Source organism: Aliivibrio sp. S2TY2 (assembly GCF_028765525.1).
GTDB classification, from domain to species: Bacteria; Pseudomonadota; Gammaproteobacteria; order Enterobacterales; family Vibrionaceae; genus Aliivibrio; species Aliivibrio finisterrensis_A.
On the sequence record NZ_JARACS010000018.1, the window covers coordinates 1 to 15070 of the forward strand.

The following is a 15070-nucleotide window of genomic DNA, read 5'->3' on the forward strand; positions in this document are numbered from 1 at the left end:
ATTCGCTCTTGATGATTTCATCACTCACACTATGGGTCTTGCGGATGTAAACGCAGCGTTCGATCTAATGCACGAAGGTAAATCTATCCGTACTGTTCTACATATGGATAAATAAGTAAAAGTGAGGGGGTAGATACTCTAGCCCCTATTCTACTTTTGATCTCTAAGTGCTTTATATAAACACAGTATGCTTATCTGCGTGGGTGGCGCAATTTATAGATAAGCTTACTGAGTGTTCCATTCTTTATTTTAAAGCACTTCAAAATCAACCAGTAGATACCTATTCAATACAGTGATCTCGCTGATACGAATCAAATATAAAAGGGCTCATCATGACAATCGAAAATATCAGCCAAGCAAAAGTTGCGGGTGGTTGGCACAAACAATACACACATACATCATCAGCATTAAATTGCGATATGCGCTTTGCTATTTTTCTTCCTGCAAACGCTTCTGAGACAAACCCAGTTCCTGTTTTATACTGGTTATCAGGCTTGACCTGCACCGATGAAAACTTCATGCAAAAAGCGGGCGCATTCAAAAAAGCGGCTGAATTAGGCATTGCGATTGTTGCTATGGATACAAGCCCTCGTGGTGAAGACGTTGCTGATGATGCAGAAGGCGCATACGATTTTGGCCTAGGTGCTGGATTCTACTTAAATGCAACTCAAGCCCCTTGGAATCGTCATTACCATATGTATGACTATGTGACAAAAGAGCTACCATCATTAATCGAAGAACACTTTCCTGTATCAGATAAAAAATCGATTTCTGGTCATAGTATGGGTGGTCATGGTGCTATTACTATCGGTTTAAAAAACCAAGATATGTACCAATCAATTTCTGCATTTAGTCCTATTACTAGTCCAATTAACTGCCCTTGGGGACAAAAAGCGTTAGGTTTATACCTAGGTGATAATAAAGAAGCTTGGTTAGAATACGACAGTGCTGAACTTCTTAAAAAAGGCTCAAAACTTCCGATCTTAGTTGACCAAGGTGAAGCGGACGGCTTTTTGGAAGAACAGTTAAAACCGGAATACCTACTTTCTTCAGCAGAGCAATCTGGTGCCGATGTAGAAGTAAGAATGCAACCAGGTTACGACCACAGCTACTTCTTCATTTCTACTTTTATTGATGAGCATTTAGAGTTTCATGCTGCTTATTTAAATAAATAATACTGATTTAAAATAAGCAAAGTATAAATAGAAAAATCCCAGAGTAGGTTCTCCTTCCTCTGGGATTTTTTATGTCTATATATTAATTTTCTATAATTAGATAAACGCTAACACTGGAGAGATACAAAGAAGAATACCTGTAACAATAATTAGATTAGTAGATAAGCCTTTGTACTTATGAAGTGTTGGCACTTTATGCACAAGGTAAGCTGGAATTAAACAACCTACTAGACCAAAAACAGGGCTACAAATCGAAGTAAAAGATAAGATAGGCGCATTTAACGCAACAGCAGACCACGCAAGCAAAATAATAAACACCGTAATTAGTTTATTTACTAACTCTTTATTAATTACAGACTCATCCATACGTCTTAACAATAAGTTCATTGCAATACCACGACACGCTTCTTGAAATGCCATAAACACACCAAAGAATGAAGTTACGACAGCAAAAATATTAATCACAATGCCGGTAACCGTTGCCCAACTTCCTGGGAAGTAATGAGCAATAATCGCTAATGCAGAGATGTTTTTATTCATTGCTTCAACCGCTTGTTCTTGGCTTATTGCAAAGGTAAATGACACTGCAAAAAAGAACACAACAACAAATAAGATAGCAAAAGCAATATTCATCGCTCTTAATGATTTATAACGCGCAACTTCAATTGATTTCTCACGTGAACGATACGAGATAACCATAGGGCTAAGAGATTGAATAAAAAGAATAGACGTTAGGGTAAATGGAAGCGTAATAATCGCATCTTTTAGCATTGGACCAAACGATCCCATTGCTGGAATATTAGAAAAATCCCAACGAGAAACCAGTAATAACCCCATAACTGCAACTAATGAAAGTACCGTTACAGCCATAAAGCCAGATAGTTTAAATAGTACTTTCTCACCTTTAGATCCAATAAAAGCAAGAACACAGATCAGCCCTAAACCATAAAAAACATTGTCATTTAAATGCCCTTCCGTTACACCAAACGAGTGTAAGTATGAAGAACTGTCATTGGTTACCGCTAATGAGTAAACCAATACCCAAATAACCAACATAATGAAATAAAGGACACCTAAGGCCACTCCCCAGTTCTTACCTAAATAACCAGTAATGACACCTGGATAATCCGTACATGTTTTTGCTTCGGCAAGAGTATTAATAAAAAGTTTTTGAAACAAATACATGGCTGGATAGCCAATAATTGAAGATAGAAGGAAAACCCAAAGTCCCATAATACCTACTTGAACAGGTAGAAAAACAATACCTGCACCAATAGCCATACCAATACTAATCACTATCCAACCAATATCAGTGCTGTCAAATTTAGTGGCTTTTTTCCATTCAGAATCAGTCATATTACTTTGATCACGACCAAGTCCTGCTAATGTAGCTGTGTTCATATAAAACTCCATCTTTGTAGGGATCACTATTCTTATAATTTTAAAGCGACAAATTGCCGCCAACTTGCAACTTTTGAAGAATTTACTCTCTAATCTAAAAATAACAATGCAATTTTATTTGAAATGATAACGAGATCTCAGTTCGTAAAATAAACAAAAAATTGCTACAAAGTAATTGCAATCCCTTATAAATAAGCATAAATTCAACTCACACAAACTAAATGCAATTATTTTTGCACATTTTGAGTTAAAACTTAAAATCAAAAATAGTTGCAAGAAAAGGACAATACATATGAAGCAAATTATCGTGGCAAAATCAGCACCAGAAGCAATCGGCCCTTACTCTCACGGCACCGCATTTAATGGGCTTATTTTTACATCGGGTCAATTACCGGTAGATGGTTCAACAGGCTCAGTTGTAGAAGGAGGGATTACAGCTCAATCTGAAATGTCTCTTAAAAACTTAATTTCAGTAATCGAAGCCGCCAATGGTAATGTTAATACCGTTTTAAAAACAACCTGTTACCTTGCTAATATCACTGATTTTGCTGCATTTAATGAAGTATATAAAACCGTTTTCCATACAGACTGCCCTGCACGCTCTTGCTTTGCGGTAAAAGATCTTCCGCTTGGTGTACTTGTTGAAGTAGAAGCAATTGCGCATCAAAAATAATAATTAGATAAAGGCGAACAAAATGAACTCTACCTGGAAACAATACATCACTATTTTAAAAAATGTTGTGAAACCAGCCCTTGGGTGTACTGAACCTATTTGTGCAGCCTATGCGACAAGCGTAGCAACACAGATGCTTGGAGAAAAACCAGAAACTATTGATGTTTTTGTCTCTGATAATTTGTATAAAAATAGTATGGGTGTTTTTGTTCCAAGAACAGGTAGAGTTGGGCTTGCCATTGCTGCAGCTACAGGAGCTACTGGCGGAGATCCAGAAGCCGGGTTGGAAGTACTAGCAAAATTAAACGAATCTCAACTCAACGAAGCTCAGCAACTGATTGATGCAGGACACGTTCAAGTAAAACGAGAAGCCACAGATGAATTTATCTATTGTCGCGTTATCGTTAAAAGCTCACAACAGCGAGCAGAAGTAACGATCAGCGGAGGTCATACGCTCATTGTTGAAAAACGTCTAAATGGTAATATCATTTTTTCCCTTGATTCTTTATTACCAAAAGCTTCTACTGCTTCTATTTGTGATGGCGTAGATATCACAATATCATCAATTTATAACTTCGCTACTCAGGCTGAATTTGATGACATTAAATTTATTCTTGAAGCTAAAGAACTCAATATTGCACTCGCTCAAGAAGGATTAAAGAATCCATACGGCTTAGAAGTTGGCCGTACCTATCAAAAAAATATTGAAACTGGCTTGCTATCAAAAAGTTTAGATAGTGATATTTTAATTTATACCTCAGCAGCATCTGATGCACGAATGGGCGGTGCGACCTTACCGGCGATGTCTAATTATGGCAGTGGTAACCAAGGTATCGCAGCAACAATCCCTGTGGTAAAAATGGCTGATTTTTATAATGCCGATGACGAAGCATTAGCAAGAGCCTTTATCATGAGTCATCTTGGTGCTATTTACATTAAATCTCATTACCCACCACTATCGGCATTTTGTGGCAATGCTGTAACCTCAGCCGCCGCCGCTATGGCAATGGTTTATTTAGCTGGTGGGACATTCGAACAATCTTGCTCTGCGATTCAAAATACCATTAGTGATACGAGTGGAATGATCTGTGATGGCGCGAAATCAACCTGTGCAATGAAAGTCGGCAGTAGTGCTCAATCAGCCATGAAATCATCTCTTCTTGCTTTGAATGACCATTGTGTAACGAAGCAAGGTGTTATCGCAGAAGATGTAGAAAAAACCATTAAAAATATAGGTAGAATGATAACAACGGGCATGCCGAATATTGACCATGAAATCATTGAAATAATGGCATCATAATGAAAAGATGTCACTATTAGCTAGTGACATCACCTTCCACTAACATAAGAGTATCTATGCTACATAAACTATCTACCGCCGATAAGCTAATTCTTCAATCAACCTTTAGTATCGTTGATGGCATTGCTGCTATGTTTGGAAAACATGTCGAAGTCGTATTGCACTCTTTAGATTCAGACAATCCATCAATCATTAAAATTGCTAATGGGCATGTCACGGGTCGTGGTATTGGTGCGCCTATAACCAACTTAGCATTAGAAAAGTTAAAAGCGGGTTCTGATGTATCAACCCCTTATTTCACACGAACAGATAAAGGCGAATTAATGCGTTCTGTTACTTCGATGATTCGAAATGAGGCAGGTATACCTATTGCTTTACTTTGCATTAACTCAAACCTTGATGTACCAATGAACAGCTTTTTTATGGATTTATTTCCACAATCAGCTCAGTTAGCAGCGTCACCAGAAACCTTTGCAAAGGACAGTATAGAAATGCTAACGGATTCGATTTCAAGAATACAGAGTGAAGTGTTAGAAGATGAAAGTATAGCCGTCTCTCGAAGAGTCAGAACCATTGTTGAACGTTTACACCACCAAGGTGCATTCAATATCAAAGACGCTACTCAGATCACCGCCAATATTCTTAATGTGTCGAAAGACTCTGTGTATCGTTATCTAAGAAAATTTAAGTAATCTCCCCTCCTCTTCTTCACTTTCATAAAAAAGCCCTGAGAACTTACCATTCTCAGGGCTTTTATTTTTACTAATACAAATTAACCAGGAAGGTTATATGTGTATGGCGCTTGGATACCTAGTGGAATACCTAGAGCCCAGTAAGCAAGTAGGAATACTGTCCAACCAATTAGCATTGCGATAGAGAAAGGCATCATTAGAGAAGCCAATGTACCGATACCCGTTGATTTAACATAGCGTTGGCAGTAAACCACAACTAACGGGAAGAATACCATTAATGGTGAGATGATGTTTGAAACAGAATCACCTACACGGTATGCCGCTTGAGAAAGCTCAGGAGAGATACCAACACCCATTAACATTGGAACTAATACAGGACCAATTAGAGCCCATTTCGCTGATGCCGAACCGATAAGCAAGTTAACGAATGCCGTTAGTAAGATCATACCAATAATCGTTAATTGACCAGGAAGATCTAATGCTTTTAAGAAATCAGCACCGTACATTGCTAAAATTGTACCGATGTTTGATTGACTGAAAGCAACTAAGAATTGTGCACAGAAGAATGACATAACCATGTATGCCCCCATCGTGCCCATCGTTTCTGACATTGCTTTAATTACATCATTACTGCTTTTAAATGTACCTGATACACGTCCATAAACGATGCCTGGAATAATAAACAGAATGAAAATAAGCGGTACAATTGACTGCATTAAAGGCGCTGAGAATGACGTAATTTGGCCATCAGGAGAGCGCAGTGCTGAATCTTCAGGGTAAATAAGTGCAATTAACAGTGCGATACCAGCAACCATTGCCCAACCAGCGAACTTAAATGCTTTCGATTCAATCTCTGTAAAAGAGCCTAAATCCGGTGCTGTTTCTGCATCTTCATCAACAGGAGTATTTGCTAAACGTGGTTCGATAATTTTATCAGTTACATACCAACCAATCGCAACAATTAGAATTGAAGAAAGACCTGTAAAGTAAATATTTGCTAATGGGTTAACAATGTAAGTCGTATCGAGTACTTGTGCTGCTGTTTGTGTAAAGCCAGCCAGTAATGGATCGATTCCCGATGGGATAAAGTTTGCAGAGAAACCACCAGATACACCCGCAAATGCAGCTGCGATACCCGCTAATGGGTGACGACCTGCCGCGTGGAAAATGATACCACCTAGTGGGATAACTAAAACGTAACCCGCATCTGCTGCTGTGTGTGACACGATAGCAACAAGAATAAGCATTGGCGTTAATAGTTTCGCTGGAGTGAAGTTAAGCATTTTCTTTAGGCCAGTTTGAATAAAGCCTGAAGAGTCAGCAACACCAACACCTAGCATCGCTACTAATACGATACCTAGTGGAGCAAAACCGGTGAAGTTTTTCACCATTGTTGCTAAAAAGTTTGCTAAAGAATCACCAGTTAAAAGGTTTTTCACTTGAACTGCATCTTGAGTAACAGGATGAATCAAGTCAAATTGTACTTGTGATAATAGCGCTGAAAGACCCCAAACAATTAAAAGGCCCCAGAAAAACAGTAGTGCAGGATCTGGGATCTTGTTACCTACTCGTTCGATTGTATTTAGAAAACGATCCATACCACTTGGCTTAGATGCTTTCTCTGCTGCTTGGTTACTCATCCGTAACTCCATCTATTATTAATGTTGTATTTTCAGAAAAGAATTTGGAAATTATGTGACTTCTCTTAACTTTTCTTTTGCTGAAACAGTGTAAACCACTTAAGAAAGAAATAGAGCATTTAGTTGAATAATTTAGAAGTGCAAACATATATTTTGTAAGATAAGTTTTCATTGAAACATATAACTAACAATATAAATTATTATACTTTACAACTGAAACAAAAAAAGCGCCTTTCGGCGCTTTCTTAAATTAAATCAGATTCATTGAATCAGAGATTATTCCCATTCGATTGTTGCTGGTGGCTTACCAGAAATATCGTAAACAACACGAGAAATGCCACTTACTTCATTGATAATGCGGTTAGATACTTTACCTAAGAAATCGTATGGTAAATGTGCCCAATGCGCTGTCATAAAGTCGATAGTTTCTACTGCACGTAAAGAAACAACCCAATCGTATTTACGACCATCCCCCATTACACCTACAGAACGTACTGGTAAGAATACCGTGAACGCTTGAGATACTTTGTGGTAAAGATCCGCATTGTGCAGCTCTTCAATGAAGATAGCATCAGCACGACGCAATAAGTCACAGTACTCTTTCTTAATCTCACCAAGAACACGAACACCTAAACCAGGCCCAGGGAACGGGTGGCGATAAAGCATATTGTATGGAAGACCTAATTCTAAGCCAATCTTACGCACTTCATCTTTAAATAGCTCACGTAATGGCTCAACAAGACCCATCTCCATGTCATCAGGAAGACCACCAACATTGTGGTGAGATTTGATAACGTGCGCTTTACCTGTTTTCGATGCTGCTGATTCGATAACATCTGGGTAGATAGTACCTTGAGCTAACCATTTTGCATTTGATAGTTTCTTCGACTCTTCATCGAAGATATCTACAAATACGTGACCAATGATCTTACGTTTCGCTTCAGGATCTGATTCACCTTCAAGTGCATCTAGGAAACGCTTTTCAGCTTCAACATGAATGATCTTAAGACCAAACTTGTTACCGAACATTTCCATTACCTGCTCTGCTTCATTTAAACGAAGTAGACCATTATCAACAAATACGCACGTTAGTTTGTCACCGATTGCACGGTGAGCAAGCATAGCGACTACTGATGAATCTACACCACCAGATAAACCAAGAATCACTTCATCATCGCCTACTTGCTCTTTAATTCGAGCAACGGCATCTTCAATGATTGATGCTGAAGTCCACAGACCTTCACAGCCACATACATTAAGAACAAAGTTCTCAAGCATTTTTAGACCGTTTTTAGTATGAGTTACTTCTGGGTGGAATTGAACACCGTAGTATTTTTTCTCTTCGTTCGCCATTGCAGCGTAAGGACAAGTTTCTGTCTCTGCAATTTTTACGAAATCAGATGGGATTTCAACAACTTTATCACCGTGGCTCATCCAAACATCTTGAGTTGCTTCAAGATCTTTAAACAGCGCTGATTCACCTGTTACTTGTACCGCAGCATAACCAAATTCACGCTCAGTAGACGTTGCTACTTTACCGCCAAGTTGTTCTGCCATTGTTTGCATGCCGTAACACACACCAAATACAGGAACACCAGAATCAAATACATATTGAGGAGCACGAGGAGAATTTGCTTCAGTCACACTTTCAGGACCACCAGATAAGATGATGCCATCTGGGTTAAAATCACGGATGTCAGATTCTTCTACATCCCAGCTCCAAAGCTCACAGTAAACACCAATCTCACGGATACGACGCGCAACAAGCTGCGTGTATTGAGAACCAAAATCTAAAATAAGAATGCGTTGATCGTGGATATTAGTCGTCATTAGTCTTTCTCAAAAAGTCATTTATTTAGTGTGATTTCATATAAATCACACGCTTAAAATTGAATTTGGTACAAAGTTTTTTCTTTATATTTCACAGCAGAATCATTCGAGTTCTAGGAAAAGGCACGGAGTTTACAAGTGTAAATGAGTACCTTTGACAACGAAATCGGAAGATTCTGCAAAGAAAATTAAGAAAAATTAGCCTAGGCGCTTCTTTTAACCCAAACGATAATTAGGTGCTTCTTTCGTGATCTGAACATCATGTACGTGAGACTCTTTCATCCCTGCACCTGAAATACGAACAAATTCAGCTTTAGTACGCATGTCTTCAATTGTTGCTGAACCTGTTAGGCCCATGCTTGAACGTAAACCACCCATTTGTTGGTGAACGATCTCTTTTAGACGACCTTTGTATGCGATACGACCTTCGATACCTTCAGGCACAAGCTTGTCCGCTGCATTATCAGATTGGAAGTAACGGTCTGAAGAACCTTGAGACATCGCACCAAGAGAGCCCATGCCACGGTAAGATTTGTATGAACGACCTTGATAAAGAATCACTTCACCCGGTGCTTCTTCTGTACCCGCAAACATTGAGCCAACCATTACACATGATGCACCAGCTGCAATTGCTTTACAGATATCACCAGAGTAACGGATGCCGCCATCTGCAATAACTGGAATATCGTGAGCCGTTGCAACTTCTGCTGCATCTGAAATAGCCGTAATTTGAGGAACACCCACACCCGTAACGATACGAGTAGTACAGATTGAACCTGGGCCGATGCCTACTTTTACAGCACTTACACCAGCATCGATTAATGCTTTAGCGCCCGCACCAGTAGCAACGTTACCACCAATAATTTGTAGGTCTGGGAAAGATGCACGAGTTTCACGAATACGTTGTAAAACGCCTTCTGAATGACCGTGAGATGAATCGATAAGCAGAACATCAACGCCCGCTTCAACAAGAGCAGCAACACGCTCTTCATTACCAGCGCCGGCGCCAACAGCAGCACCTACACGTAGACGACCACGTTCGTCTTTACATGCATTTGGTTTACGTTCTGCTTTGTGGAAATCTTTTGCTGTAATCATACCGGTTAGTTGGAACTCATCGTTCACTACCAATACTTTCTCAACACGCGCTTCATGCATTTTCTCTTGAACTTCTTCACGAGTTGCACCTTCTTTAACAGAAGCTAAGCGTGCCTTTGGCGTCATAACAACGTCAACTTTCTTAGATAAGTCTGTTACAAAACGAACATCACGACCAGTAATGATACCAACAAGTTCGTTAGTTTCAGTTACTACAGGGAAGCCAGCAAAACCGTGTTTTTCAGTCAGATCTTTCACATCTTGGATAGTTGCGTCAGGACGAACGGTTACTGGAGCAGATACAACGCCTGCCTCAAAGATTTTTACTAAGCGAACTTGTTCAGCTTGCTGTTCAATAGACATGTTCTTGTGGATAAAACCGATGCCACCCTCTTGCGCTAATGCAATAGCAAGGCGCGCTTCTGTCACTGTATCCATTGATGCTGAAATCATAGGGATATTTAGAGAGATAGTCTTCGTTAACTGAGTGCGAAGATCAGCGGTGTTAGGAAGAACTGTGGAGTGTGCTGGGACGAGTAAAACGTCATCGAAGGTTAAAGCTTCTTTTGCGATTCGTAGCATTTGCAATATCTCACAACAATAAGTGTTTAAAGGAATAAATCCCACTTTATCGTTTCGCATAATAAAGTGTTTTGGATTTGATATTGCAGACGGATTATACGCACGGCGCAATCGCTTGGCTACACATTTATTTATTTTTAATTTGCATTATCCCCCTTGCTATGTATTATATTGCCGCTAATTCCTATAGCCATGTCTAAGGCATTATCATGTCTCTCGATTCTAATCCTCGCATCTTTACAGTCTCACGTCTTAACTCTGAAGTTCGCCTATTATTAGAAAATGAAATGGGCATTGTTTGGCTTGTTGGGGAAATATCAAACCTTACTGTTCCCGTCTCTGGGCATTGGTATCTCACGCTTAAAGACAGCCAAGCACAAGTCAAATGTGCGATGTTCAAAGGCAATAATCGTCGGGTTACTTTTAAGCCTCAAAACGGTAAACAAGTTCTTGTTAAAGCTCGCCTTTCTTTATACGAACCCCGCGGCGACTATCAATTAATTATTGAAAGTATGCAGCCCGAAGGCGATGGCCGCCTTCAACAAGAGTTTGACCAGCTTAAAATGTCACTTGCTGCAGAGGGCCTCTTTGCACAAACGGCTAAACAGCCTTTACCAGAACAGCCAAAACGTGTCGGTATCATTACCTCACAAACAGGCGCTGCTTTATTTGATATTTTAAACGTATTGAAACGACGTGATCCTAACCTACCCGTAGTCATTTACCCAACCATGGTTCAAGGTGCTGGTGCAGCAATTCAAATTGCACAAGCGATTGGACGTGCTAATACTCGTAATGAGTGTGATATTTTGATCGTGGGTCGAGGCGGAGGCTCATTGGAAGATCTTTGGTGCTTCAATGAAGAGATCGTGGCAAGAACCATTGCGGCAAGTGAGATCCCAATAGTGAGTGCAGTGGGCCATGAGATCGACGTAACCATTGCCGATTTTGTCGCAGATGTGCGAGCACCAACGCCTTCTGCTGCGGCTGAATTAGTAAGTCGTGATTTGTCTTCTCAACTGCAAACAGTTAGTCATCAGAAACGACGATTAAACAGTGCAATGGATCGCTATTTATCAAAACAGCAGCGTCAACTATCGACTCTTCAGCATCGTCTTGAAAAACAGCACCCACAAATGCAGTTAAACAATCAAAGCCAAAAGCTTGATGATTTGAATCAACGTTTGATGGCGTATATGCAGCAACGTTTGCAACGTCACCAATATAAGGTTGAGAACCTAACTTTACGCTTAAGTAATCTATCTCCTGCCAAAAAAGTATCTCAAGATAGATTACGAATAGAGGAACTAAAGCGCCGTTTACTCGATTCAATGGACAGAAATCTATTAATGCAGCGTCATCACTTAGCATTAGCAGCAGAGAAGCTCGATACCGTTAGTCCATTAGCGACATTACAACGCGGCTATTCCATTACTCGTAATAACAAAGGAGCGGTTGTCACTTCAACAAAACAAGTTGTGACTGGTGAAAGCATAACCACTCGTTTTGCTGATGGCGAAATTACCTCAACAATAATTAACTAGCCTGAACTTAGGCTAGTTAGATCTCATCTCTACAAAGTCGGTTTTCGCACGAGACTTAGATTTCAACTCATTGCAATCATGACAAAAATAGCTTGCTGCACCACACGCATTAAGCTTTTCCATCTCCTTATTGCAATCTGGACAATAAGCTACTTTTGTAAAATCAACCTGACAAAAATCACAATGATATCCTTCTCGCTGCCAACGCAATTCAGACTGGCATTTAGGACATTCGTTTGTTTGCATCGCTGTTTCCTTCTTAATCAATTTCAAATAAACACAGTGTCTCTGTACGCATTTAAAAGTGTGGATCTTTATGCTTATAGGGATCTGATCAGCGATCATGCCCTTTAAGAACATTTATATAACCACACCCCGAAAGCATTAGTTACATATCCTGTTTTTCAATTTTAAACGATATAAAATATCAAAACAATTCATTCAAAACAGAAGATCCAGCACATCAATCAGTATTAACCTTTCTATTTCAGTCGAAAACATGGAAATAATACCAAATACAGAAGAAGAGTTACATCTCATGTAATTTCGACTTTATACTCGCTTAGTAGAGCGAGTTAACATTAATAATTCTTGCTCACCTTGTGCGTTAAGCTGAACGTTAATCTCTTGATATTCTTTAAAAGAAGAGACATGCGTTCCACCACAAGGAAGCTTAGCAACACCATCTATACCAAAGTCTGCTATCCAGTAACGTGAATCAGTTAACGCTTTACCTTCACATTCAATAGAAACTTCATTTTCTAAGGCAAGCCACACACAAATCTGCTGATTCACTTGCGCTGCAATACTCTCAAGATCCGACATCATCTCTGCACTATTCAATCCTCGCTTACGTAATGTTTTACCTAAACGGTATACATCTTCGCAATGATCTTCTGTAACAAAGCTGGTTTCTTGAGCGTAGCTATTGAAATTGTAATGACCCAGTTCATCTTTTCTATCTGCATCTTTACGCCAATAATTAGCATGAAGCACTTTGTTTAATGCTAAATAAGCGATATGACCAGCACTGTGTCCGCGACTCAATGAGTCTTGGTATTCTTTATCAACCTTTAGCTCAACAGTGTTTTCTACTGCTATATCGGTATCTTTAGATATTAAATGCGAAACAACAAAAATCCAGCCCGCTTCTCCACGTTTAATTGGAATATCTTTACCAATATAAAGCTCACCTGTAGATAGTTCGATTGCACCTGTTTGGCAAGTAAGTACAGGGTATTCAACATTGTTGATTTGAAGTACACCTTTGTCTTCTGGGTGATCTGGCCAAATATGGCTAACAGGATGAAACGGAGTTTCTTTAGTAACAACCCACTTTCCTTGCTCTGTTTCTTTAATAAGTTTCACAATGGAATTAGATTGCCACGTGTTATGACAAAATAAAATCTCTGTTGCTGATAGCTGAATCATGATTTTTACCTAAAAAAAACGCCCAACAAATAGGTGGGCGTTTTATTATTGAATAATATTAATAAAGTAGCTCTAGGTTACTTCTTATTGCGGTTTTTCACTGCGCCAACTAGACGCTTACGTTGACGCTCTTGAGATAGAGTCAATTTACCACCGCGATCTTCAAATGGGTTTTCACTATTCTGGAATTGAATACGAATAGGAGTTCCCATAATTTCTAATGACTTACGGAAATAGTTCATTAAGAAACGCTTGTAAGAAGAAGGTAGTTCTTTTACTTGGTTACCGTGAATAACGATAAGCGGTGGGTTATAACCACCTGCGTGAGCGTATTTCAATTTCACACGACGACCACGAACCATTGGCGGTTGGTGATCTTCTTGAGCCATTTTCATAATACGGGTAAGAACAGACGTACCTACACGCTTAGTTGCAGACACATATGCTTCTTGTACAGATTCATATAAATGACCAACACCAGTACCATGTAGAGCTGAAATAAAGTGAAGACGAGCAAAATCAACAAAGCCAAGACGACGATCTAGCTCAGATTTCACTTTCTCTTTAACTTCATTATCAAGTCCATCCCACTTGTTCACAGCTATAACTAATGAACGACCTGCATTTAATGCAAAGCCAAGTAAGCTTAGATCTTGATCTGAAATATTTTCACGCGCATCGATAACTAAAAGCACAACGTTAGCGTCTTCTACTGCTTTTAGAGTTTTGATTACAGAGAATTTCTCAACAGTTTCATTAATACGACCACGACGACGAACGCCTGCTGTATCGATTAATACATACTCTTGACCTTCACGTTCCATAGGAATGTAAATAGAGTCACGAGTGGTGCCAGGCATGTCATAAACAACCACACGCTCTTCACCAAGAATACGGTTAATTAGTGTTGATTTGCCTACGTTAGGACGACCAATAATTGCAAGTTTTATTGGTTGATCTTGAAGACGAGAAAAATCTCTTTCTGCATCTTCTTCAGTTAGATCTTTTTCTTCTTCTTCGAAATCTTCAAACTCAGTAAGATCAGTCATCTCACCGTTTTCATCTTTCAAAGACTCTTCAACAAGCTCTTCCATAAAAGGAGCTAGAGCAAGTTCTAAAAGTGATGTAACACCACGGCCATGTGAAGCTGCAATTTGATAAACCTTGTTCATGCCTAGCTGCCAGAATTCAGCACTTGCTGCATCTGCATCAATACCATCAATCTTATTTACTACTAAGAAGGTTGGTTTTTCACGTGAACGTAAGTGTTTTGCGATAGCTTCATCAGATGATGTTAAACCAGCACGGCCATCAACCATAAATAACACAACATCAGCTTCTTCAATCGCAGCTAATGACTGTTCTGCCATTTTAGTCTCTACACCTTCTTCTGTTCCATCAATACCACCGGTATCGATAAGAATGAATTCTTGCTCTTCTAACTTAGCACGGCCGTATTTACGATCACGAGTTAAACCAGGAAAATCAGCAACTAATGCATCCCTTGTGCGTGTAACACGGTTAAACAGCGTCGATTTACCAACATTTGGACGCCCTACCAGAGCAACAACAGGAATCATACATACCTCTTTATTTAATCATAGGCATAGCGCGAGCTAATACCAATTTGATGATGGTTTTAACGGATTTATCAAGTAGTAAAGCCATCACCAAATTGGATTATCTTTCACTATCTAAAAACAA

The 15070-nt window shown here is 39.4% G+C and carries 12 protein-coding genes; 5 read left to right on the forward strand and 7 right to left on the reverse strand.

Annotated elements, in window-relative coordinates; translation table 11 throughout:
• Positions 1 to 332: 332 nt before the first annotated feature.
• Complete coding sequence (gene fghA, locus PVK63_RS18615; RefSeq protein ID WP_130088047.1) at positions 333 to 1175, forward strand: S-formylglutathione hydrolase; 843 nt, start codon at positions 333 to 335, stop codon at positions 1173 to 1175.
• Positions 1176 to 1271: 96 nt separating this feature from the next.
• Here the strand turns inward: fghA and PVK63_RS18620 are convergent, their stop codons facing one another.
• Positions 1272 to 2576 carry an amino acid permease gene (locus PVK63_RS18620; RefSeq protein ID WP_130047243.1) on the reverse strand — a complete coding sequence of 435 codons (1305 nt, stop codon included), beginning with the start codon at positions 2574 to 2576 and terminating at the stop codon, positions 1272 to 1274.
• A 292-nt stretch (positions 2577 to 2868) separates the two neighbouring features.
• On the opposite strand from PVK63_RS18620, the gene PVK63_RS18625 reads away from it, so the two are divergent.
• The 3 genes from PVK63_RS18625 to PVK63_RS18635 are packed head-to-tail and all read left to right on the forward strand — an operon-like array spanning position 2869 to position 5241.
• Positions 2869 to 3249 carry a Rid family detoxifying hydrolase gene (locus tag PVK63_RS18625; protein WP_130088048.1) on the forward strand — a complete coding sequence of 127 codons (381 nt, stop codon included), beginning with the start codon at positions 2869 to 2871 and terminating at the stop codon, positions 3247 to 3249.
• A 22-nt stretch (positions 3250 to 3271) separates the two neighbouring features.
• Positions 3272 to 4549, forward strand: a complete 1278-nt coding sequence (locus PVK63_RS18630; RefSeq protein WP_130088049.1) for an L-cysteine desulfidase family protein — start codon at positions 3272 to 3274, stop codon at positions 4547 to 4549.
• Positions 4550 to 4605: 56 nt separating this feature from the next.
• Positions 4606 to 5241: a helix-turn-helix transcriptional regulator gene (locus tag PVK63_RS18635; protein WP_130044662.1), complete on the forward strand. Its 636-nt coding sequence runs from the start codon at positions 4606 to 4608 to the stop codon at positions 5239 to 5241.
• Between the two features lie 80 nt (positions 5242 to 5321).
• On the opposite strand, the gene PVK63_RS18640 is transcribed toward PVK63_RS18635, so the two are convergent.
• The 3 genes from PVK63_RS18640 to guaB form a co-directional block, all read right to left on the reverse strand.
• Positions 5322 to 6881, reverse strand: coding sequence for an AbgT family transporter (locus PVK63_RS18640; RefSeq protein WP_130088050.1), 1560 nt, complete (start codon positions 6879 to 6881; stop codon positions 5322 to 5324).
• A 276-nt stretch (positions 6882 to 7157) separates the two neighbouring features.
• A complete protein-coding gene (gene guaA, locus PVK63_RS18645; protein ID WP_130047246.1) occupies positions 7158 to 8711 on the reverse strand; it encodes a glutamine-hydrolyzing GMP synthase in 1554 nt (517 codons plus the stop codon).
• A gap of 216 nt (positions 8712 to 8927) precedes the next feature.
• Entirely contained in the window at positions 8928 to 10391 is a 1464-nt protein-coding gene (gene guaB, locus PVK63_RS18650; protein ID WP_130047247.1) for an IMP dehydrogenase, read from the reverse strand.
• Between the two features lie 209 nt (positions 10392 to 10600).
• On the opposite strand from guaB, the gene xseA reads away from it, so the two are divergent.
• Positions 10601 to 11935 carry an exodeoxyribonuclease VII large subunit gene (gene xseA, locus PVK63_RS18655; protein ID WP_130088051.1) on the forward strand — a complete coding sequence of 445 codons (1335 nt, stop codon included), beginning with the start codon at positions 10601 to 10603 and terminating at the stop codon, positions 11933 to 11935.
• A gap of 12 nt (positions 11936 to 11947) precedes the next feature.
• Here the strand turns inward: xseA and PVK63_RS18660 are convergent, their stop codons facing one another.
• From PVK63_RS18660 to der, 3 genes are all read right to left on the reverse strand, one after another.
• On the reverse strand, positions 11948 to 12181 hold the full coding sequence (locus tag PVK63_RS18660) for a zinc ribbon domain-containing protein (protein WP_130088052.1): 234 nt from the start codon (positions 12179 to 12181) through the stop codon (positions 11948 to 11950).
• Positions 12182 to 12487: 306 nt separating this feature from the next.
• Entirely contained in the window at positions 12488 to 13366 is an 879-nt protein-coding gene (locus tag PVK63_RS18665; RefSeq protein ID WP_130088053.1) for an alanyl-tRNA editing protein, read from the reverse strand.
• 77 nt (positions 13367 to 13443) lie between these two features.
• A complete protein-coding gene (der, locus tag PVK63_RS18670) occupies positions 13444 to 14946 on the reverse strand; it encodes a ribosome biogenesis GTPase Der (protein ID WP_130047251.1) in 1503 nt (500 codons plus the stop codon).
• Positions 14947 to 15070 lie beyond the last annotated feature (124 nt).